Here is a 21,837-nt window from a genome sequence, read left to right on the forward strand (position 1 = left end):
CAAATTCTAGATAATGACTGAAGAACAAAAGATTAAAGTAAGAGAATATAATAATCAAATCATAGCCGATAAAAATTACAGATTTAATTCGTGGCTTCCGGTTTTGGAAGATCCTAATATGAGAAGTTTAGACGAAATAAAAGGTAGAATGTCGGTAATGAATGCTTTGATTAATATTTCGTTTGAAGCACCCATAACTTTCATCAGAAAATGGATTGAAAAGCATGATTTGACTTCACATCTTTCTAATTGGGAAAACGAGATTCTGCTTAAAGATAATGATGAATTAAGTGATTACGAGATCAATTCTCTACGTTGGTATCTTGAAGGACTTTGGGCATTAATGTGGGCAACGAAAACAGTTCCAGATCTTGATGAAACCGAGTGGTGTGGCGAAAATATGGCAATTTTTTTACCCAATCTTGAAGAAAATGAAACTAATGAAAAAATCAGCCAGTTAAAAGAACTGAGAACGGATGATGAAATTTACAATATGCTTGATTTATATTACCGTTTCCATTGGTATTGTGTTGATGAGAGAATTAAAGGTGTAGAAGCTAAAATAAACGAAGGTATCATCTACGAAAGAAGAAAAGCTTTAGAGTGGCTTATCAATAAAGATTCTGCTTGGGATGATATAGAAATGGGAACTTAAGGAATTTTTAATATTAGCCAAACAATAAAATAATCGCAAGCCCGTTGTTTAGGCAAATGTAAGTTTATATTTCTCAAATCAATGAGTAAAAAACGAGTGTTTAAATTTTAAACACTTGATTTTTTTTAATGAAATGATTAGAAACTTTAAACTTATAATTCTATCAAAAAAAAATAAACTAAAAAAATTGATACAGAAAACATCATTAAGAACTGCAACTACAATCGCTGCAGTCTGCTTTAGTTCGGTCATTTTTGCCCAGCAAAAGTACTCGGTAAGCGGTACCGTCAAGGATCATAAAAATGGAGAATTACTTCTCGGGGTTATCGTAAAAATTGCAGAAGATCCTACCATATCAGTCGTAGCCAACGAATACGGATTTTACTCTCTTTCACTTCCTAAAGGTTCTTATACATTGGTGGTTTCCAATCCCGGTTTTAAAGATTTTCAACAGGTTATTAATGTCGAAGACGATATTAAACTTAATCTTCAGCTGAATCAGGACAATGAGGAAAGAACAGCAAAAATTGACGAGGTAATTATTTCCGGCGTTAAAAAAGACAAAAATCTTTCATCAGCACAAATGGGAACTGAAACTTTAAGCATTAAACAAATCGATAAACTTCCTGTTTTATTTGGTGAAAAAGATGTGATGAAAACCATTCAGCTTTTGCCAGGAATTAAAAGCAGCGGTGAAGGAAGCAGCGGATTCTCTGTGAGAGGTGGCGCAACGGATCAAAATTTGATTTTGTTGGATGAAGCAGCAGTTTATAATGCTTCGCATTTACTTGGGTTTTTCAGTACATTTAATAGCGATGCGCTAAAAGATGTGAGCATCATCAAAGGAAACAGTCCGGCTCAATATGGAGGTAGACTTTCTTCTGTTTTGGATGTAAAAATGAAAGACGGAAACAACAAAGATTACAACGTCAACGGTGGAATTGGTTTAATAAGCAGTCGTTTGAGTGTAGAAGGACCGATTCAAAAGGAAAAATCTTCATTCATTGTTTCGGGAAGACGAACGTATGCGGATGTTTTTCTGAAAGCAACAGACGATTTTAAAGACAGTAAACTGTATTTTTATGATTTAAATCTAAAAGCCAATTATCAAATCAATGATAATAACCGTTTATATTTATCGGGATATTTTGGAAGAGATGTTTTAGGTTTAGGCGATACTTTTTCTACAGATTGGGGAAATACGACCGCTACTCTACGCTGGAACAGTATTATCAACAGTAAATTATTTTCCAATACTTCATTTATTTACAGCAATTATAACTATAATGTAAGCTTAAGCAGCAACAATAATACTTTCGGGCTAGATTCTGAAATTGAAGACTGGAATTTGAAGCAGGATTTCTCTTGGTTTGCAGGAAATAAGCATTCTGTGAAATTTGGTTTACAGTCTATTTATCATACGATTACACCAAGTAGCGCTTCGGGAACGAGTGTAAGCAGTTTTCCGAGAAACCCGAGATATTCTTGGGAAAATTCGGTTTACATCAATGATGATTTTAAAGCAACAGAAAAGCTGACCATCAACTATGGAGCAAGATTAGCAATGTTCTCTGTTTTAGGAGGTGATACTTTCAATACTTATGAAAACGGAGTTTTAACAGATTCTGAATATTTAGAAAAAGGAAAATTCGGAAAAACATATGTGAATATTGAGCCTAGAATTACAGCTAATTACAGAATTAATGAGGTAAGCAGCGTAAAAGGAGGTTATTCCAGAAATACTCAAAATTTACACTTATTAAGCAACAGCGGAAGCGGAAACCCAACCGATCAGTGGATTGGAAGCAGCTATACCGTACAGCCTGAAATTGCAGACCAAATAAGTGCTGGTTACAGCCGAAATTTCAACAACAATAATTATGAATTGAATGCTGAGATTTATTACAAATCAATGCAAAATCAAATTGATTATAAAAACGGGGCGCAAATTTCATTTGATACAGCAGCCGATGTTGAAAGCGAATTATTATTCGGAAAAGGAAGAGCTTACGGTTTAGAATTAATTGCCAAAAAGAAAAGCGGAAAACTGACAGGATGGATTTCTTATACTCTATCTAAAACCGAAAGAAAAATCAACGGAATCAACGATAATGAATGGTATGATGCAAGACAAGACAAAACACATGATCTTTCTATTGTAGCAACATATCAGCTCAATCCGAAATGGTCTTTCTCAGGATTATTTCTTTACAGCACAGGAAATGCAGTGACTTTCCCAACCGGAAAATATGAACTGAACGGACAAACTGTTTTCCAGTACAGCAGCAGAAATGCAGACAGAATGCCCGCTTATCACAGAATGGATTTAAGTGCAACGTATGAACCAGAATCCAACAAACGTTTTAAGGGTTCTTGGTCTTTCGGAATTTATAATGTCTACGGTAGACAAAATGCATACACCATCACTTTTGAAGACAACCCGAATAATCCGGGAACAACAAGAGCAATGCAGACTTCATTGTTCCGTTGGGTTCCGAATATTACTTATAATTTCAAATTTTAATTTATAGTAATTTAACAATACATTTTAGATTTAAAATTTAGTCTTCAACTAATCTCTAAAATCTAATTTCTAACTTCTATTTAATTTATGAAAAATATATTTTTAATCATATTATCTTTCTTTTTGGTAATCTCTTGTGAAAAAGAAATTGATCTCGATCTGGAAGATCAAAGCGGAAGCATTGTTATTGAAGGAAATATAACCGACCAAGATGGACCGTATTACGTGAAAATTACTAAATCGGTTGCTTTTACCCAAACCAATCAGTATCCGGCAATAGAAAATGCAGTAGTAATTTTAAATGACGATTTTGGACAGTCTGAAAGTTTACAATATATGGGTAATGGATTTTACAAAACTAATTTTATTGAAGGAATCTCTGGGCACACTTACACGTTACAGATAATAGCAGAAGGAAAAGAATATTTTGCAAAAAGTACAATGCCTGAAGCTGTTGATTTTGAAGGCTTGGAACAGGATTCTTTTATGGTCGGTGGTGAAACCAGTTATACGCTTTTGCCTGTATTCACAGATCCTCAAGCTTTAGGAAACCGTTATTTATTTAGCTACACTATAAACAACAAACCTAAAAGATATTTTTCAGAATTTTCTGATAATATTAATAACGGAATGCCTAACCAAAGACCTTTAATCCTTCCAAACGATGATGGTGAAGATCCAGATGATGTAAAAGTGGCGGTAGGTGATAACATTCATGTCGAAATGAGATGTATCGACAATAATGTTTATACCTACTATTCAGCACTGCTTCAGCTTATGGGAGGCGGCGTTACACCAGCTAACCCACCCAGCAATATTAGCAATGGTGCTTTAGGATATTTTTCAGCACATACTGTGAAGAAAAAAAGTATCGTTATTGAATAAGAAACCACTAAAATTTTAGTTCAAGCTATTTCATTCATTTGAAATAGCTTTTTTATTACCCTGATTTTTAGACAGTTTAAAGTAAATAATTGTCATTAACATAAATTAACACATTTTAAATGTAACGAATATTCCCCTATCGGTGTCTTATAATTAAATATAAAACCTTTAATGAAAAAAATATTAGTACCAGTTGCTTTATTAATAGGAACACTAGCTTTTTCGCAAACTGAAAAAGACACGATAGAATCAAAAGTAAAAGAAATAGAAGAAGTAACTTTTGTTGCCAGAAAACCAACGATAGAATCTAAGGTTGATCGTACGGTTTTCAATGTAGCCAATAGTTCTATTCTTGCAGGAAACACCACTTGGGATGTTCTTAGAATGACCCCTTTACTAAGCGTTGACAGTAATGATGCTTTAAAAGCTGAAGGAGAATCTGTTACCGTTTATATCAACGACAGAAAATCTGTTTTTACCGGAAAGGAATTAAAAGAATATCTACAGACCATTCCTGCAGATAATCTGATGAAAATCGAAGTAATTACAAGTCCGTCTTCAAGATACGAAGCAACCGGATCGGTCATCAATATTGTTCTTAAAAAGCGTGATGATGAAGGAATGAAAGGAAGCATAACATTCAACAACAGGCAAAACACACAAAATTCTCAGTACACCAATCTTAATCTTAATTATCATAAGAAAAATTTTACACAAACTCTTGTAGGAAGCTACAGTGATAACACTTGGGTACAAAGAAATTCGTTTCTGAATACGGTTTATCAAAATAATGTAATTACTGAAGGATCTACAAAAAATATTTACAAAGGGAAAAACCCTTCTGTCTCTTCAACTTCTGAATATGAACTGAACGAAAAGAATACAATAGGGATTATTCTTGAAGCTTATCAAGGGAAAAGAACCAATACATCGGAGGCAAATGGATCACAATCTGAGAATAATCAATTAAGTTATTTGTATGATCAAAATCAGAATTCATCAAGTTTGGGTCGTAATTTCGGAACTAATGTTTTTTATAAATATTATGATAAAGAAAAAAACAGAATTTTAGATGTCAATTTGGGAACAAACTATGATGGAGAAGATGATCACAGCTATTTTATCAAAAATGAAATATCACCAAGCAAAACTGACATTAGAGAAATAGGGGTACTTTCTGATGTTGAAAACCGAAATTATTATCTGAAAGTAGATTATACACAACCTTTAGGAAAATCAGGAGGTAACTTTGAAGTCGGTGGTAAAATGGATTTTAATAATAATGTAATTCCTAATCAGCTTTACGGAAATCAATTAACAGGTTTAAGTACAGGAGACACTTTCCGTTATGAAGATAATATCAGTTCGGCTTATGCCAATTATTCTAAAACTTTTTTCAAAAAATTAGAAACAAGAATCGGTTTGCGTTACGAATACATCGATTACAAAATTCGTCAGGATGTTGCAGGAACTTCACGAAACGATTCTTATGGTAAATTTTTACCGAATATTTTAGTTAAATATTCTTTTTCAGATAAATATGATTTAAGCTTAACCTACAACAAAAACCTTTGGCGACCTTGGTATTCTGAATTCAACCCTTTTATGCAACCTACCAATGATGGATTTTATTCTCGCGGAAATATTGAGTTAAATCCAAACCCAAGTGACAGATTGTATATGAAATTTGGATTCTTGAAGAAATATTTTCTTTCGGCAAGATATACTTTCACAGATCAGGATTACTGGACAACTTATGTAACTGAAGGCGATAAAATCATTCAACAGGAAGCCAATTTTCTTGGGAAAGTACACAAATATTATCTATACGCCAATACCAATCAATCTCTTCTTAAAAATAAGCTGAATGTAAATATGAGCTTCGGATGGAATTATATAGATAATAGTGATTTTAATACAAGAAACAATTTAAAAACTGACAACAATTATATAAGTTATTGGGCGGGTTCTACCAACTTAACGTACACCAATCTTTTTAATAAGAACATTAATTTGAGCGCCTGGGTAGAAGTTTCTAATCAGAATAACGGGAACTCTATTGCGAATAAAACCAATGTTTTTCATAATATTTCAGCGACAAAGATTTTCCCAAAAACCCAGCTGGAATTCAGTTTACAGTTAATGAATATTTTTGCAAGACCAACGTTTGATTCTACAACATTTAGCCCCACCGGAAGCCAGAGAAATTCAACTAGATCAGACTGGTACGGAGCGTCTTTTTCTATTGTAAAACGATTCGGAAACCAGAAAGTAAAAGAAAATACCAAAACCGATGTTGAGAAAAACAGCGGTGGCGGAAAATAAGAAATAGTTTTTTTTATTCTTGAAACGGATGGTGAGCAATTCACTGTCCGTTTTTTATATTCAAATTATTTGCAGATCTTTTTTTAACAAACAGAAAATTTTAGCAGTAGACATAGGTATCCCACGTAGTGAAGTAAAGTAGATTTGTAAATAGATAACAGATTGATTTGAAATAAAAACTGTTAATTATTTATAAAAACTCTGTATGGCATAGAAATTATTATACTATAATAAAAGACACCTATAAGATGGAAATTACAGAACAAAATAAAGATACTATAGAATACTATTTAGCTTTAAATATACAACAGCAGTTTGGCAACCACATTGATTTGAAAGATGAATTTACCTTTACAGAAAATCTCGTTTCAAAGAAAACAATTATAGCTCCTACTTTTTCGGATAAGATTTTATCACAACCGGAAATTAAAGAATTTTTATCCGCTTTAATCAGTGATATCAATAATGAAGAGCAACCCCGAAAGTTACCCAATTCAGATCAGAATCAAATAAGAAACGTGATATAAAAGAAAATCCCTTTCAGTAAATGAAGGGGATTTTTATTTTTTGAGAAATTATTCTAAGCTTTTTCCTGTAAAAACATCGCAACTTTATCTTCCAAATCTTCAAGATTAAAAGGCTTTGCAACATAATCATCTGCCTGAGCTTCTTTTGCCAAAGCTACAATATCATTATTTGCCGTTACATAAATTACCGGAATCGATTTAAATTCTTCATGACTCTTTAAAAGCTTTGTTGCCTCTACTCCACCAATTCTGGGAATCCAGTTATCCATGAGAATTACATCGGGTTTAAAACTTGAAACCTTTTCGATAATATCATGAGATGTTTCTGAAATTTCGACCTGATAACCGTTTTCTTCAAAAATGATCGTAATCACTTCAAGAATGGTTTTATCATCATCAAAAATCAAAATTTTCTTCTTACTCATATTCTTTATTTAGCTTTAATTAGTTTATTTTTTTTTATAATTCATTGATATAATCTGCCAGATTATCTGGTGTGATGAGCAGATCATATTTTACCTCTTCCACAGCGTGTTTCGGCATATAATTTACCTCGGCTGTTTCCGGATTCTGAATCCAGACTTTGCCATTGTTTTTTTTAATGTAAGACAAACCTTCTACTCCGTCTGCATTGGCTCCTGAAAGCAAAATCCCGACCAAAGTTTTACCATAAACTTCCGCGGCAGATTTAAAAGTGACATCAATTGACGGTCTGGAATAATTCATCTTCTCAGAACTGTCCAGAGACATCGTTTTTTTGTTTTCAAATAAAAGATGATAATCTGCGGGAACGATATAGATTTTATTCTTTCTAATATCCGTTTTATCATCGATCTCCACCACTTCAGTTGAAATGAATTGTTGAAGTAAAGTCTGCAAAATATTGGTTGATTGTGCTTTTCTATGCAAAACCAATATAATGGGGAAATTTAATTTCTCATTGATGTTTTTAATCATTTCCAAAATAACCTGCAGACTTCCTGCAGATCCACCGATCAAAACCAATTCTGTATTTTTGCCTTCAGTTTGCATGTTAAAAAAATATTAGTTATGGTCTATTTTTTTCCAGATTCTCTGATCGTCAATCTGGTGGAAATTTTTGTCTAATTTAGAAAATCTAATCGTCTCTTTTGCTCCTAAAGCCAAAAAGCCTAAATTTTCTAAACTGTTATCAAAAAGTCTGAAAACTCTTTCCTGCAAACCACGGTCAAAATAAATAAGAACATTTCTGCAGATAATCAACTGAAAACTGTTAAAAGAGCTATCCGAAACCAGATTATGAGTCGATAAAATCAGTTTTTCCTGCAGGCTTTTATCAAATTTTACACTGTCGTAATTCGCAGTATAATAATCTGAAAAATCTTTTTTCCCACCGGAAAGCATATAATTTTCAGAATACAGTTTCATTTGCTGTAATGGGAAAACTCCCGCTCTTGCTGTTTCTAAAACCGAAGGATTAAGATCAGTTCCATAGATCAAAGATTTATGATACAAGTTGGCTTCTTTCAATAAAATCGCCATAGAGTAAGCTTCTTCGCCTGTAGAGCAACCTGCAACCCAAATTCTGATCAGAGGATAAGTTCCTAACTGCGGTAAAATTTTTTCCCTTAAACCTTTAAAAAAATGAGGATCACGGAACATTTCAGTCACATTCACCGTTACTTCTTCTACAAAACGTTTCAAATATTCTGGCTCATTGATGAGGGTGTAGCGCAATTCTGCAAAACTTGTAAATCTTTCTATCAAGCAAATACGGTTTACCCTCCGTTTAAAAGAAGCTCTGCTGTACCCGGAAAAATCATATCCGTACAGTTCGTAGACATCTTTAATAAGAAATTCTACCTCTTCATCTTTTATAATACTTGGTTCGAGCATTTTTTAAAGTTTTTCGAGCGCAGTTAACAATACATCAACATTAATCGGTTTTGAAACATAATCATTGGCTCCAGCGTCCAGACATTTCTGACGATCTTCGGGCATTGCCTGTGCGGTGACTGCAATCACAGGAATCTGGTTTATTTCCGGTGTATTTCTAATGATTTTTATGGCTTCGTAACCATCCATTTCAGGCATCATCATATCCATTAAAACAACAGAAATATCCTGATCTTTTCTAAGCATATCAATTGCTTCCAAAGCCATTGTAGAACTCTCAATATGATATCCTTTTGCTTTTAAAGTCAGTTTTAAGGCAAATATATTTCGCGGATCATCATCCACTATTAAAATTTTCTTGTTCATCAGAATTTTATCTGTTTAAATTTCATACAACCAAACTCTAAGCAAAGACAATAGCTGATCAATATCTACAGGTTTTGAAATATAGTCTGAAGCTCCTGCATCAATGCATTTCTGGCGGTCTCCAATCATTGCTTTTGCTGTAATGGCAATAATAGGAAGCTTTGCAAATTTCGGCATTTTTCTGATTTCCTGAATGGTTTCGTAGCCATCCATTTCTGGCATCATCATATCCATTAAAATCACATCAATATCAGGATTTTGCTTAATCTGTTCCAAGGCATGTTTTCCATCCATTGCAACAATCGCTTCCACTTTATATTTTTCTAAAGATTTTGTTAAAGAGAAAATATTTCGGGCATCATCATCAGTGATTAGAATTTTTTTACCACTCAAAACTTCAGTTAATGAGCCTAACGTTTTTGTTCTCACATTTTCCAGAGAATTATTTTTTTCTTCTACTAAATGCAAGAATAAACCGACTTCATCTAAAATCCTTTGATAAGAATGTGCGGTTTTTACCACGATAGAATCTGCATACTGCTTAATTTTAAGTTCTTCAGACTGAGATAAATTTCTTTCTGTAAAAATAATGATCGGCAGATTTTCCAGACCTTCATAGCTTTTGATAGATTCTATTACCTGATATTCATTTCCGCGGGAATCTCCAATGTCTAAGATCACACAATCAGTTTGATTTGAAGTTAATGCTTTCACCACATCTTCCACATTGTTCTCAATTGATAAAGAGATATTAAAATTGCTTAAGAAATAAGATAATGCGCTCGCATGTTTTGCATTTTCTTCCACAATCAGCACTTTCTGAGGTGATTTTCTGATGGCTTCTTCAATTTTTTTGAAAACATCTGCCATTTGATCCAGAGCCAATGGTTTGTTAATGAAATCAATAGCACCTTTCATCAAACTTTCTTTTTTCACATGAAGTACAGACATCATGTGTACAGGAATATGCTTGGTTTCAGGATTAGATTTTAATTCATCCATCACTTTCCAGCCATCTTTTACTGGAAGCTGTACATCAAGTAAAATTGCTTGTGGATGATATTGTTGTGCAGCTGCTAAAGCATGATCTCCTCTTACCACAACAATCCCTTTATAATCTTGAGTTCTTGCGTATTTCAATAATGCTTTAGCAAAATTGGTATCATCTTCAATAATTAAAATTACTTTATCACCCTCATTGATCTGATCTCTGTCGTCATCAACACTTTCAGGGATTTCAAGAACAATTTTTTCATAATATTCTGTTTCACCATCATCTAGAATATTCTGAATTACTTCTACATCTTCACGAATAATGTCTACCAATTTTTGGTCGGTTTCGTGGGTTGTGATTTCTGCAATCGGCTTAATCGGAATATTAAAACTAAACTCACTTCCTTCATTTACTTTACTGGTTAAGCTTAATTCTCCACCCAATAATCTTGCAATTTCACGGCTTATCGACAATCCTAAACCGGTTCCGCCAAACTTTCTTCGAGTAGAGCCATCAGCTTGCTGGAAAGCTTCAAAAATAATTTTCTGTTTATCTTCAGCAATTCCAATTCCTGTATCTTTTACGGAGAAAATAATGAAATCTTTATTTTTAGGATCTTTTTTAATATTTAAATCGATACTTCCCTCTCTTGTAAATTTCAATGAATTGGAAAGAAGATTTCGTAAAACCTGATCTACACGTAAACGGTCTGTTTCTATAACATTTTCAACTTCTTTATCGATATTGATGTTAAATTCAAGTTTTTTATCTAAAAACACCGGATTAAAGAGACTTTTCAGATCTTTTACAACTTCAGAAATTTCAACATCATGATATTCCAAAGTCATTTTCCCCGATTCTATTTTAGCTAAATCTAAAATTTCGTCAATTAAAGTCAACAAACTGCTTCCTGAACTTTGAATCACTTTTGCAGATTCTACCTGATCTTCATTTAGGTTTTCTTCAGGATTTTCAGCCATTAATCGGGAAAGAAGAAGAATTGAGTTCAAAGGAGTACGCAATTCATGGGACATATTTGCCAAAAACTCAGACTTATATTTAGTGCTTAACGCGAGTTCTTCAACCTTTTTCTGAATTTCATTATTTCTTTCCGCAATCAGATGATTTTTATCTTCCAGCAATCTAGAACGTTCTTCCAATTCAGCATTTGCCTGCATCAATTCTTCCTGTTGTACTCTCAGCTCTTCTTCAGAAGCTTGTAGTTTTTGAGTTTGAGCTTCCAATTCTGTATTAAGGTTTTCCAATTCAGAATGTTGCACCTGTAATTCTTCAGACTGAGCCTGAGTTTCTTCTAATAACTGCTGCTCTTTTTCACGTCCTTTTGCAGCGTTAAGTGCAATCCCAATATTTCTTGTACCTTCTACAAAAAAATCGATTCTATCCTGATCAAAATTGGTAATTGCCGCTAATTCTAAAACACCGATACTATGTCCGTCAGAAAATATCGGAATTAACAATAATCCGTTAATCTTCAATTTACTACTCGCAAAACTCACCACAAAATCATCTTCATTAAGATCGTTATAAACCTGAGGTTTTTCATTAACGAAAGTCTGACCGATCATTCCTTCTCCAATCTCAAAAGTTTTTTTCATGCAGTTTTCTAATCCAAAAGCACTATTTAACCTTAAAAGTCCTTCATCAAATAAATACAAAGACCCGTTAATGCAGTTTCCGTAGTCAATTAACTGAGAAAGAGATTTTTCAGAAACGTCTTTTACCGATTTGTTTCCAACCAAAGATTCGTTTAGCAAAGCCAAACCTTTTTGTCGCCAATCGCTTTTATTAATAGTTTCGAAAGAAGTTTTTAAAGATTCTGTCATGTGATTAAGAGAACCTACCAAATCTCCCAAATCGTCTTGAGAATTGTCTACCGCTCTTTGGCTGTAATCACCATTGGCTACTCTATTTGCAATCTGCTGAATAGCCGTTACACGTCTCGATATTTGTGCATCTTTATCTCTTAAATCTTTTTCAAGTTTTTCTCTGCGCACAAGATCTGATCTTAATTTCAGATAAAAGAATACAGTGACAACAATTGCTGAAAGTGCTGAAAATACGATAAATAGAACCGTTGTATTTGAGGAACGGTTGAGGTCTTTACTTTTTATTTCAAGCTGAGATTCTTCATACTTTACAAAATCATTGACTATTTCACGGCATTTATCCATGTAAATCTTACTCTCTAAAATCTGTTGTTGAGTCATCACAATACCTTTGCGTCTGTTTTCAACATAAAATTTCAGATTATTGATGCTTTTTTCAACATTTTGTTCTAAAAGATCTAAGCGTTTTTGTTGTTTTACATCTGCTACATCCAGATTTTTTGCAAGTTCGATCGCTTTTGAATATTCGTTTAAGCTGCGGTTGTAAGGTTCAAGAAAGCTTTCTCTTCCGGTAAGCTGATAACCGCGACTTCCCGTTTCCGCATCTAAAAGCGCTACTAAAACATCTTTTACGGCAGTTGCCGCACGTCTGCTTTTTCCTACACTTTCACGGTGATTCATCTGGTTCTGAATACTCAGATATGAAGCAATTGAGCTTGCAATCAGTATCAATAATGAAAAACCGACACCGAACTGCAGATTTCTTAATATTTTTTTCGGCATAAAATTAATTTAATGGTAATGTGAAATAAAAGGTAGAACCTTGATCTATAATACTCGAAACTCCGACATTTCCGTGATGTTGCTTAATAATTTCAGAACAGATGTAAAGACCAATTCCCATTCCCTGAAACTGAAGCGAAGATTCTTCTACACGGTAAAACTTATGAAAAACAGCTTCCTGTTTAAAATCCGGAATACCAATTCCAAAATCGGTAACGCTAACTTTTACTTCCTGCTCTTCTTCATCTACAAATGTGGTAACGATTACCTGATGATTTTCCGGAGAATATTTGATGGCATTGGTTAAAAAATTAATCAAAACCTGCTCAATACGAATAGCATCCAAAGGAATAAGAATATCCGGAATAAAACCGTGACGATCAATTTTCACCTTTTTCTCATCATGAGTCTGAAGAATGGTTTCGATTGCATTTTGTATTAATTGGTCTAAATTGGTAGGTTTTTTATTGATTTTAAGCTTCCCGTTTTCAATTTTAGAAACATCTAACAAATCTGAAATTAATGTATTAAGCTTCTCGATCTGATCCTGAACTTTAACTAAGAATCCTGATTCTGCACTTTCTTTGCTGAGTTTTAACTTCCTGTCTAAAAGCTGAACATAAGCTTTAATACTCGTTAAAGGGGTTTTTAATTCGTGGCTTGCAATACTCAAAAATTCATCTTTTTCTTTCTCTACTTTTTTCTGGTCATTAATATCTGTAAATGTTCCTACCCAGTTTTTGATAACATTTTCTTCCCGCACCGGAGTAACACGAAGCAGATGGTATCTAAAGTCTCCGGATTTTATATTTTTAATTCTGATTTCTAATTCAAGTGCTTTTCCTTTCTTTTTGCATCGTGAAAATTCTTCTGTAATACTGAAATCATCGGGGTGAGTTTCGGGAAAAGTGGTGTAAGAATGAGAATATTCGTACCATTTTCCATTAACAAAATCTACCGTTCCCTGTTCGTTAAGCGTGAATGCAATTTGCGGTAAAGACTCCAACATCAGATGAAAATGATCGATTTGCGATTTCATCGTCACCTGCGATTCTCGCCTGCCTTTTACTTCAAGCTCAAGACTTTGTTGGGTTTTTCGCATCGCAATGTTCTGTTCCTGAAAATTGTAAAATGTCTTTACCTTCAACAATAAAATTTCAGGATCTACAGGTTTTGTAACATAATCTTTTCCTCCCGAAGCGTAGCCTTTCGTAATAAATCTTTTCTCTGTATTAACAGCCGATAAAAAAATAATGGGAATATCTTTGGTTCCGCTATATCCAGCAAGTGTTTCGGCAACCTCAAACCCGTCCATTTCCGGCATTTGCACATCCAAAATAATTAAGGCGTAATCATTTTTCAATGCTTTTCCTAATGCTTCCGGTCCAGAATCTGCGGTATCCACCTGAAAATCTTTAGATTCTAATAATTTTTTTAATGAAAAAAGATTGTTTTGATTGTCATCAACGATTAAGATCATATCTAGGGTAAAATCAATTGTTTGTTTAATTTTTTCTGACTCAAAAATACTGACAATAATTCGATAAACAGTTATTTATAAACCATTTTTATCATAATCTATATTATCAGTAATTAATTCGTATTTTTTTTGAAATATATTTTGAAAATGACAAATTTGTTTAATGTTTTTTTGAGTAAAATTTAAATCGCTTTTAGAAATTCAATGATTCTCAATTTTTGTGCCTACTGAGAATTATTTCTTAAAATATCTTTCAATTATTACGATTTTAAGTATATTGTCATTTAAAATTTTGATGATTTTTATTTAAAATATCTTATCGATAAATTTAAACTCATGAATCCAATGAAAACATCAGAATTTTTTATCAATAAAAACTTTTACTTACACCATGAAAAACACATTGCTGATATTTTTAGTTTTCGCTTCTATAAATATTTATTCGCAACAACAGAATAATGCTGAACATTTTACAGTACGCGTAAAAGAAGTAATGGGAGACCTGAACAGAGACGGATTGCAAGATAAGGTCGTGTTAATAATGGATACCGTTAATACACAACAACCTTTAAAACTTCAGATTTTTTTATTGCAACCCAACCGAAAGCTAAGATTAGAATTTTCTTCAAAAGACGTTTTCAACCCTCAATATCCTAACGGAAAATATGGAGGTGATCAGGTTCCGAACATACTTATTGAAAACGGAAACCTTATTCTTTATTGTGAAATAAAAGATGTAAAAGAATATTATACATTCCGTTATCAGAATGGAAAATTTGAATTAATTCAGGTTTCAAAGATCGTTTGGGACGGCAAAGACACAACGACCGAAACAAAATTTGATCTCGTAAAAGGAGAAAAAACTGAAGCTAGTCAATTATTAGGTTCTGAAAAAAAGAAAAAGAAAAAACCGACGAAAATTGCTTTAAAAGCATTACCAACTTTACAGAATTTCAGAAGTCCTGAAAATCAACTTGAGTAAATCATATTGCATTATGATTTACAATAATATGATTATACAAAACCTTTCTCAATAAAAAATTTAAAGATTAGATACCACACAAGTTATGCGTGGCATACGAATTGTTATGTGTAATGCACACCACAATCAATTATATTATTATGATTTTGAATTGCCTACATTACGTAGGCAATTTTCGTATAAGAATCTGAAAATGATTCAAATACAGAATAGAGCCAAATTTGTGGGCATGTTTATTGTTAAAGATCTTTTTGATTACGAATGTAAAATTTAATAACAATTCTAAAAATATAAATTTATGAACCATAAAGAAGCTTTATTGCATAAAAAAGAATCTCTGAAAAATGCCGACGAATCGGTACTCAAACAATATCATCTTGTGATTTCACCAGCGAATACCGATGAAAGCAAAAAATTCATCGATGATTTTCTGAAAAATCCTGAAAAATTTGATGATGAAAGTTGTAAAAAATACTCTTCTGATGATGTTTTTGAGGTCATTAGTTTTAGAAAAGAAGAGGAATAATATTTTTATTTAAAACCTCCTGTTTACAATACATACCACATTGTAAGGATTTTACCTTCGATGGTCTGAAAATTGTAATTTTAAAAGCTAAACCACCTAACAAAATTTTTCATGAAAACTAAAAGTGTATCTACTAAAAAAGATTCAGCTAAAAAAACGACAAAAGCCCCTGTAAAATCTACCGCTAAAACTCCTGCAAAAAAAGATGCTGCAAAAAATCTGAGTGATTTATTTGAAGATGCTTTAAAGGATATTTACTGGGCAGAAAAAGCGCTTACCAAAGCGTTACCCAAAATGCAGAAAAATGCAACCGATCCAAAACTTAAAAAAGCCATCGGCGACCATTTGGAAGAAACCAAAGAACAGGTAAAAAGACTTGAAGCGTGTTTTAAAGCATTAAAGAAAAAACCACAGGCAAAAAAATGCGATGCAATGCAAGGACTTTTAGATGAAGGTAAAAGCATTATGGAAGAAACAAAACCAGGTGCAGTGCGTGATGTAGGAATTATCGCAGCTTCACAAAAAGTTGAGCATTATGAAATTGCGACGTATGGAACTTTAGCAGCATATGCAAAGATCCTTAAAGAAAAAGATTGTCTTAAACAATTGCTTTCTACTTTGGATGAAGAGAAAAACTGTAATGATCTGCTCTCAAAACTTGCAGATACCAATCTCAACTCTAAGGCAATAAACGATTAACCATTCATTATAGAAGATCCTTAACCGGATCTTTTTTTATGCTTTATCAAAAATAAAAAATACCACATTATTAAAATTAAACATTTGTAAATCAGCTACAAAGGGATAAATTTTCTTTAAAAGACAACATTTAAAACTAAAAAAGGCACAGAAAATGCATATAACTAAACAACCAACCAAAAATTTATTATTATGAGAAGTATATTATGGCTTGTTGCAGTAATCTGCATCGCAGTCTGGCTTTTAGGAATGCTGGGCGTAATTCCGGGAATGGATACAGGAAGTTTAATTCACGTTCTTTTAGTTATTGCAATCATTGTTGTATTAATTAATGTAATATCAGGACGAAAGCCACTCAATTAAGAGTACTTAAAAAGATAAAAAGTAGCTGGAAAGTTTTCAGCTACTTTTTTATTTTCTTAGCAATTAAAAACGCAGTTTTAATATTATCCTATTAATTTTTTAAAATAAAACTGAATACACTCCCCTTTCCTACTTCACTTTCTACAGCAATGCTTCCGCGTTGCGCTTCGATGAATTCTTTACTGATGCTAAGTCCTAAACCTGTCCCTTCAGCTTTGGTTCCGGGAACCCGAAAATATCTTGTGAAAATATGTTTCAGATATTGCTCATCAATTCCTAAACCTTGATCTTCAACAGAAAATTTCACATGATCAGAATCAAACTTCTCAACTTTTATAGTGACAGTTGATTGTTCGTAAGAATAACGTATTGCATTAGAAACAATATTATTAAGAACCCACAAAGTTTTTTCCTGATCTGCATTGATGATATCTAAGCCAGAATCTATATCTGTAATCATAGATATTTGTCTTTTATCTGCAGCAGATTTATTGGTCTTAATGACTTCTTCAAGCATTTCATTAATCTTAAACGGACGAATATTCAATTGACTTACTCCGGTTTCCAATTGAGCTACATTTAATAGTTCGCTTGTAATTTTCAGCAATCGCAATGTATCTTCATCAATCCCTTTAATCAATTTTTGCTGCTCTTCATTAAGGATTCCAATTTTTTCATTTTCCAATAATTGCAATCCCATTTGTATCGAAGAAATAGGAGTTTTAAATTCATGAGAAACAGTTCCTATAAAACGGGTTTTAGCCAAATCGAGCTCTTTAAATGGGGTAATATTTCTGAGCATAATTACCTGACCAATAAATCGGCTGTCGTTTTCACCGGTTGGAATTACATTGATATCTAAAATTTCTTTTTCGAAATAATTTTCTTTTCCTTCCACAAAAATTTTCAGTAATTCGGCAGGATTTTTCTCTGCATCAGGATTGATGATCTCTTTAATAAGATCACGCACCAAATCATTACTCACCGCAACATCCTGAATGAGTTTACCTACAAAGTTTTCTTTTTTAAGACCGGAAATTTTTAAGGCTTCATCATTTACAAAAAGAACTTTTCTGTTTTCATCAATCCCTATTACGGCATCGTGCATATTGTCGATCAAGGTCTCGATGCGTTTTTTACCTTTTAAAATTTTATCAATTCGGCTTTCAGAATATTCCTGAAGTTTTTCAGCCATCGTATTAAAAGATCTCGCCAGTTCACCAAATTCACTGTTACTTTCAAATTGTACCCGCTCTCTGTAATTCTGATTGGCGATCTGATGAATACTCGAAGTCAATTCACGGATCGGATTTGAAATATTGGCAGGAAGATTCACCATCAGAATAAAAGCAATCAAAAAACACAAAGTTCCTGCGATAGAAATAACGGCAATCGCATTTTGTGCGGTTGTATTGGCAATGCCGCTTTTAATTTGGATGGCATTGATATTCAGCTGCATCAATTCTGCAATATCTTTTCGAATGGCTGAATGTAAACTTAAATTTTCTTTATCGTTTTTTAAATCTGAAAAATGAGCGAGTATATTTTTCGTAGCTTCTTTTTCTCCATCTTCTGTAATATTCTGACGCTGAAGATCAAGATTTTTCTGAAATTCTGCTATTGCAAAAGGTTCTTTACCAATTTCTTCGAGCGACAACAGCATATTTCGGGAATACTGCAACGTATTGTAATTATCAGTAAGAATATTCTGCGTGTCTTTTTTAAGCTGATAAATAAACCATCCACCCAAAGTAGACAGTACAATTATCATAAAAAACAGGAGACCAACGCCTGCATTAAGCTTTGTTTTTATTTTCATTACGACAAAATTACTAAATCTACGTTCTGTTTTGAAAGTCTTTTGAGTAAGGAATTAAAAGTGTCTGTAGCCAAAATAATTCTCCAGATATCCAAGTGGGGTTTGCCAATGCATACGGTTGTAATTTTACGTTCTTCGCACTGCTCCATAATCGTCATTGCAATATTTTTACTTTGAATTTTTATAATTTCTGCGTCCAATTCGGTAGCCAGTTTAAAATTATTAATCAAATGTCTTTGCTTGTTAAGTGCAATTCTATCAGCAGATTCCCGAGGAACCTGAACGTATAATAAAAACCACTGACTGTTATAATAACTTGCCAACCTTGCCGTTTTTCTAATCACATTTTTAGCCGTCGTTTCGTTTGAGCTGATGCATGCAAGGAATTTCTCTTTCCTTAAAGTTTTTCCGGTTATAATTTCGGTTTCTACTTTTCTGGTTACCTGCGATGCTACTTCTTTCAACGCCAACTCACGAAGCTGAAGAATATTTTCGTTTTTAAAAAAATTATCTAATGCTGAAGAAATTTTACTTTTATCGTAAATTTTCCCTTCTTTTAATCTGGTAATCAATTCATCGGCAGTAAGGTCGATGTTTACAACCTCATCGGCAGAAGCTAAAACGGTATCGGGAATTCTTTCGGTAACTTCAATTCCCGTCACAGTTTTCACCTCATCGTTTAGACTTTCTAAATGTTGGATATTTACAGCGCTGATTACATTAATTCCTGCGTCTAAAATTTCAAAAACATCCTGCCATCTTTTTTTGTTTTTACTTCCTTCAATATTGGTGTGAGCCAATTCGTCGATAATAACAATCTTAGGACGCAATACGATAATCGCCGGAACATCGAGCTCATCGAGCTCTTTTCCTTTGTAAAACAATTTTCTTCTGGGAATAATGGGAAGACCTTCCAACAAATCGTGAGTTTCTTTACGATTGTGCGTTTCTACATAGCCAATTTTTACATCAATCCCGTTTTGAAGAAGCACATGAGCTTCCTGCAGCATTCTATAGGTTTTGCCTACTCCTGCACTCATTCCGATGTAAATTTTCAGTTTACCCCGTTTTGAACTGTTAATTAACTGCAGAAACTCTTCCGCTGATTTTCGTGATTCATTCATTTTTTTTCATTTAAAATGAAATTGCTAAAGCTGTAGTGGCTGTCAAACTATTTTTATTAAACTCATCTGTTCTGTTCATAAAGATAGCATCTTTACTGCTTAAATTTCTAATTTCTGTTCGCCAGACAAGATTTGGAAAAATCTGATAGTCTGCATTGAAAGAATATCCGAAAGTTTTGAAACCATTTTCTGTACCTGTAGAAATGATTACTCCTTTTTCATCCTGATAATATTCTCCTCTTGCTGTAAAACTCAATTTATCTGTAGCATTGTATTTTGCAATTAAAACTGGTGTGTACCAAATAGTATACTGGTCGCTTCCTTTTGTTTTTTGTTCGGCTCCGATATCAAAACCTGCAGTAAGCCCAAACTTTTTATTGATTTGATATACCGCATACAGATTGTGAAAATATCGCATTTGGCGAATACTGTCGGGTTTATCATTTCCTATAAAAGAACTGCTGTTAATCGTTAGTTTTTCATTAGGTTTAAATATCAACTGATGACCGAATGCAGGCGTAGAATTTCCGTCAACTCTCTGAATTCTTTGCCAACCGTTGAGTACCAATCCGCTTAAAAACCATTTCCCACTTTCAGATGTATAAGAAATCTTTGCACCCGTTTCGAAATAAGGAGAATTGTCAGCAAAAAGACTTCGGGTAAGCGTCCAGTTATCTTTCCCTACAGCACTTTCAAAACCTAAATGCGATGGGAAAATTCCGGCATCGATCCATAAATTATGTTTTTTGGAGATTTTCAAACCTACATTAGCTTCATACACATTTTTCATCACGCATTGTTCGGCTGCATAATTTGCATTCATATAAGTTCCCATAGCGAGAGCCAGATTAGCTCGTACATTTTCTGTGTTGTAGGCAGTTTTTATATACGCTAAATTCACGTTCACTTCGTTATTTCTATTGTGGCTATACACAAATCCTGGTCGGTTATTGTTTTTAGGATTATTAAAATCTGCTGTATAATAAACTTCAGCGTATCCGCTTATTGCAAGTGGTTTATTGATTGAATCGTTTTGTGCAGATGCAGTGATTCCGCATACAGCTAACAAAACAAAAAGTATTTTTTTCATTTATTTTAAATTAAAAAGTGTGGGAGAATTTATTTAGAAAAATCATTGTGATTCAATGAAAAACATAAAAATTGCCCAATAATATGTTTATACATAAATTAACAGGTCGCTCCTCTGGAGCTTTTTTGGGTGAAGGGAAATTTATTTTTCTATTAGCAGTAAATCCCGATGGGATTAAATACAGCTCCTTTAGGAGCGAACTGTTAATAGAAAATAGTTTTTTATAGAATTAAAGCTCCAGAGGAGCGACCTGCTAATTGTATTTAATTTTTATCGGAAAAAATGTAAAAAATGAAATTTAAGATGAGAAATATTGATTTTTTAAATTTATTTTCCGCTTAATTGGTCTAATGCGATATTCAATTCAAGAACATTGATTTTTTCAGGACCAAATAGTCCAATCAATGGTTTTTCTGTATGTTCAGCGATGAGGTTATTGATTTCTCTTTCATACAGATTTCTGCTTTTAGCAATTCTTTTTGCCTGAATTTTTGCAGCTTGTACAGAAATATTAGGATCAAGTCCACTTCCACTTGCGGTCACCAGATCTGCAGGGATTTCGGACTTTGCAATTCCCGGGTTTTTCATCATAAAGGTATCAATACGAGCCTGAACTTGCTTTAAATATTCTTTATTTGATGGGCTTTTGTTGCTTCCTCCCGAACCTGCAGCATTATAATCTACCGAAGAAGGTCTTGACCAAAAATATTTGTCACTGGTAAAAGACTGTGCGATATTCGCATAATAGGTTTTGTTATTATGAGTAATCAAATCTCCTTTTCCACGATTAGGTGAAAGCTGAGCAATTGCCCAAATAGAAACCGGATAAATAATTGCAAGAAGGATGATGCACAAAGCAGTCAGTTTTATTGCTGGTAAAATATGTGTTTTCATTTTATAATAATTTATTGAAAGGCAAGTGGCAAGAAGAAATGAGGTCGTTAAAAGGACGAAAAGTATGATAAGATAATAA

Annotated in this window: 19 protein-coding genes; 9 read left to right on the forward strand and 10 right to left on the reverse strand. The window is 33.3% G+C overall.

Going from position 1 to position 21,837, the window contains the following annotated elements; genetic code table 11:
• Positions 1-13: 13 nt before the first annotated feature.
• The 5 genes from OEW74_RS07120 (at position 14) to OEW74_RS07140 (ending at position 6,916) form a co-directional block, all read left to right on the forward strand.
• Complete coding sequence (locus tag OEW74_RS07120) at positions 14-655, forward strand: DUF4272 domain-containing protein (RefSeq protein WP_265427812.1); 642 nt, start codon at positions 14-16, stop codon at positions 653-655.
• A gap of 187 nt (positions 656-842) precedes the next feature.
• Entirely contained in the window at positions 843-3,179 is a 2,337-nt protein-coding gene (locus tag OEW74_RS07125) for a TonB-dependent receptor (protein WP_265427813.1), read from the forward strand.
• An 87-nt stretch (positions 3,180-3,266) separates the two neighbouring features.
• Entirely contained in the window at positions 3,267-4,064 is a 798-nt protein-coding gene (locus OEW74_RS07130) for a DUF4249 domain-containing protein (RefSeq protein WP_265427814.1), read from the forward strand.
• Between the two features lie 171 nt (positions 4,065-4,235).
• The gene (locus OEW74_RS07135; RefSeq protein WP_265427815.1) at positions 4,236-6,389 is read left to right on the forward strand and encodes an outer membrane beta-barrel protein; all 2,154 of its coding nucleotides are present in this window, start codon (positions 4,236-4,238) and stop codon (positions 6,387-6,389) included.
• 248 nt (positions 6,390-6,637) lie between these two features.
• The gene (locus OEW74_RS07140; protein ID WP_265427816.1) at positions 6,638-6,916 is read left to right on the forward strand and encodes a hypothetical protein; all 279 of its coding nucleotides are present in this window, start codon (positions 6,638-6,640) and stop codon (positions 6,914-6,916) included.
• A 53-nt stretch (positions 6,917-6,969) separates the two neighbouring features.
• Here OEW74_RS07140 and OEW74_RS07145 read toward each other — a convergent pair whose 3' ends face one another.
• Genes OEW74_RS07145 through OEW74_RS07170 form a run of 6 tightly spaced genes read right to left on the reverse strand, consistent with a single transcriptional unit; the run spans position 6,970 to position 14,261 of the window.
• Positions 6,970-7,341, reverse strand: a complete 372-nt coding sequence (locus OEW74_RS07145; protein ID WP_102979508.1) for a response regulator — start codon at positions 7,339-7,341, stop codon at positions 6,970-6,972.
• A gap of 34 nt (positions 7,342-7,375) precedes the next feature.
• Positions 7,376-7,948, reverse strand: a complete 573-nt coding sequence (locus tag OEW74_RS07150; RefSeq protein WP_265427817.1) for a chemotaxis protein CheB — start codon at positions 7,946-7,948, stop codon at positions 7,376-7,378.
• A 12-nt stretch (positions 7,949-7,960) separates the two neighbouring features.
• Complete coding sequence (locus OEW74_RS07155; protein WP_265427818.1) at positions 7,961-8,791, reverse strand: CheR family methyltransferase; 831 nt, start codon at positions 8,789-8,791, stop codon at positions 7,961-7,963.
• Between the two features lie 3 nt (positions 8,792-8,794).
• Complete coding sequence (locus tag OEW74_RS07160; protein ID WP_265427819.1) at positions 8,795-9,157, reverse strand: response regulator; 363 nt, start codon at positions 9,155-9,157, stop codon at positions 8,795-8,797.
• A gap of 15 nt (positions 9,158-9,172) precedes the next feature.
• On the reverse strand, positions 9,173-12,781 hold the full coding sequence (locus OEW74_RS07165; protein WP_265427820.1) for a response regulator: 3,609 nt from the start codon (positions 12,779-12,781) through the stop codon (positions 9,173-9,175).
• A gap of 4 nt (positions 12,782-12,785) precedes the next feature.
• Entirely contained in the window at positions 12,786-14,261 is a 1,476-nt protein-coding gene (locus OEW74_RS07170; RefSeq protein WP_265427821.1) for a response regulator, read from the reverse strand.
• 391 nt (positions 14,262-14,652) lie between these two features.
• On the opposite strand from OEW74_RS07170, the gene OEW74_RS07175 reads away from it, so the two are divergent.
• From OEW74_RS07175 to OEW74_RS07190, 4 genes are all read left to right on the forward strand, one after another.
• A complete protein-coding gene (locus OEW74_RS07175) occupies positions 14,653-15,243 on the forward strand; it encodes a hypothetical protein (protein WP_265427822.1) in 591 nt (196 codons plus the stop codon).
• A 298-nt stretch (positions 15,244-15,541) separates the two neighbouring features.
• Positions 15,542-15,769 carry a hypothetical protein gene (locus tag OEW74_RS07180; protein ID WP_265427823.1) on the forward strand — a complete coding sequence of 76 codons (228 nt, stop codon included), beginning with the start codon at positions 15,542-15,544 and terminating at the stop codon, positions 15,767-15,769.
• Between the two features lie 111 nt (positions 15,770-15,880).
• Positions 15,881-16,468, forward strand: a complete 588-nt coding sequence (locus OEW74_RS07185) for a ferritin-like domain-containing protein (RefSeq protein ID WP_265427824.1) — start codon at positions 15,881-15,883, stop codon at positions 16,466-16,468.
• Between the two features lie 192 nt (positions 16,469-16,660).
• Positions 16,661-16,831, forward strand: coding sequence for a lmo0937 family membrane protein (locus OEW74_RS07190; protein WP_219242796.1), 171 nt, complete (start codon positions 16,661-16,663; stop codon positions 16,829-16,831).
• Between the two features lie 91 nt (positions 16,832-16,922).
• On the opposite strand, the gene OEW74_RS07195 is transcribed toward OEW74_RS07190, so the two are convergent.
• From OEW74_RS07195 to OEW74_RS07210, 4 genes are all read right to left on the reverse strand, one after another.
• A complete protein-coding gene (locus OEW74_RS07195) occupies positions 16,923-18,650 on the reverse strand; it encodes a sensor histidine kinase (RefSeq protein ID WP_265427825.1) in 1,728 nt (575 codons plus the stop codon).
• Positions 18,650-19,774, reverse strand: coding sequence for a sensor protein KdpD (locus OEW74_RS07200; RefSeq protein ID WP_265427826.1), 1,125 nt, complete (start codon positions 19,772-19,774; stop codon positions 18,650-18,652). Before OEW74_RS07200 ends, OEW74_RS07195 begins: the two co-directional genes overlap by 1 nt.
• A 10-nt stretch (positions 19,775-19,784) precedes the next feature.
• Positions 19,785-20,864 (reverse strand): porin, encoded by a 1,080-nt coding sequence (locus tag OEW74_RS07205; protein WP_265427827.1) that lies wholly within the window; start codon positions 20,862-20,864, stop codon positions 19,785-19,787.
• A 327-nt stretch (positions 20,865-21,191) separates the two neighbouring features.
• Positions 21,192-21,758, reverse strand: a complete 567-nt coding sequence (locus OEW74_RS07210; RefSeq protein ID WP_265427828.1) for a K(+)-transporting ATPase subunit C — start codon at positions 21,756-21,758, stop codon at positions 21,192-21,194.
• Between the last annotated feature and the right edge of the window lie 79 nt (positions 21,759-21,837).

It is taken from the genome of Chryseobacterium sp. YIM B08800 (assembly GCF_026163565.1).
In the GTDB taxonomy this organism is placed as follows: Bacteria; Bacteroidota; Bacteroidia; order Flavobacteriales; family Weeksellaceae; genus Chryseobacterium.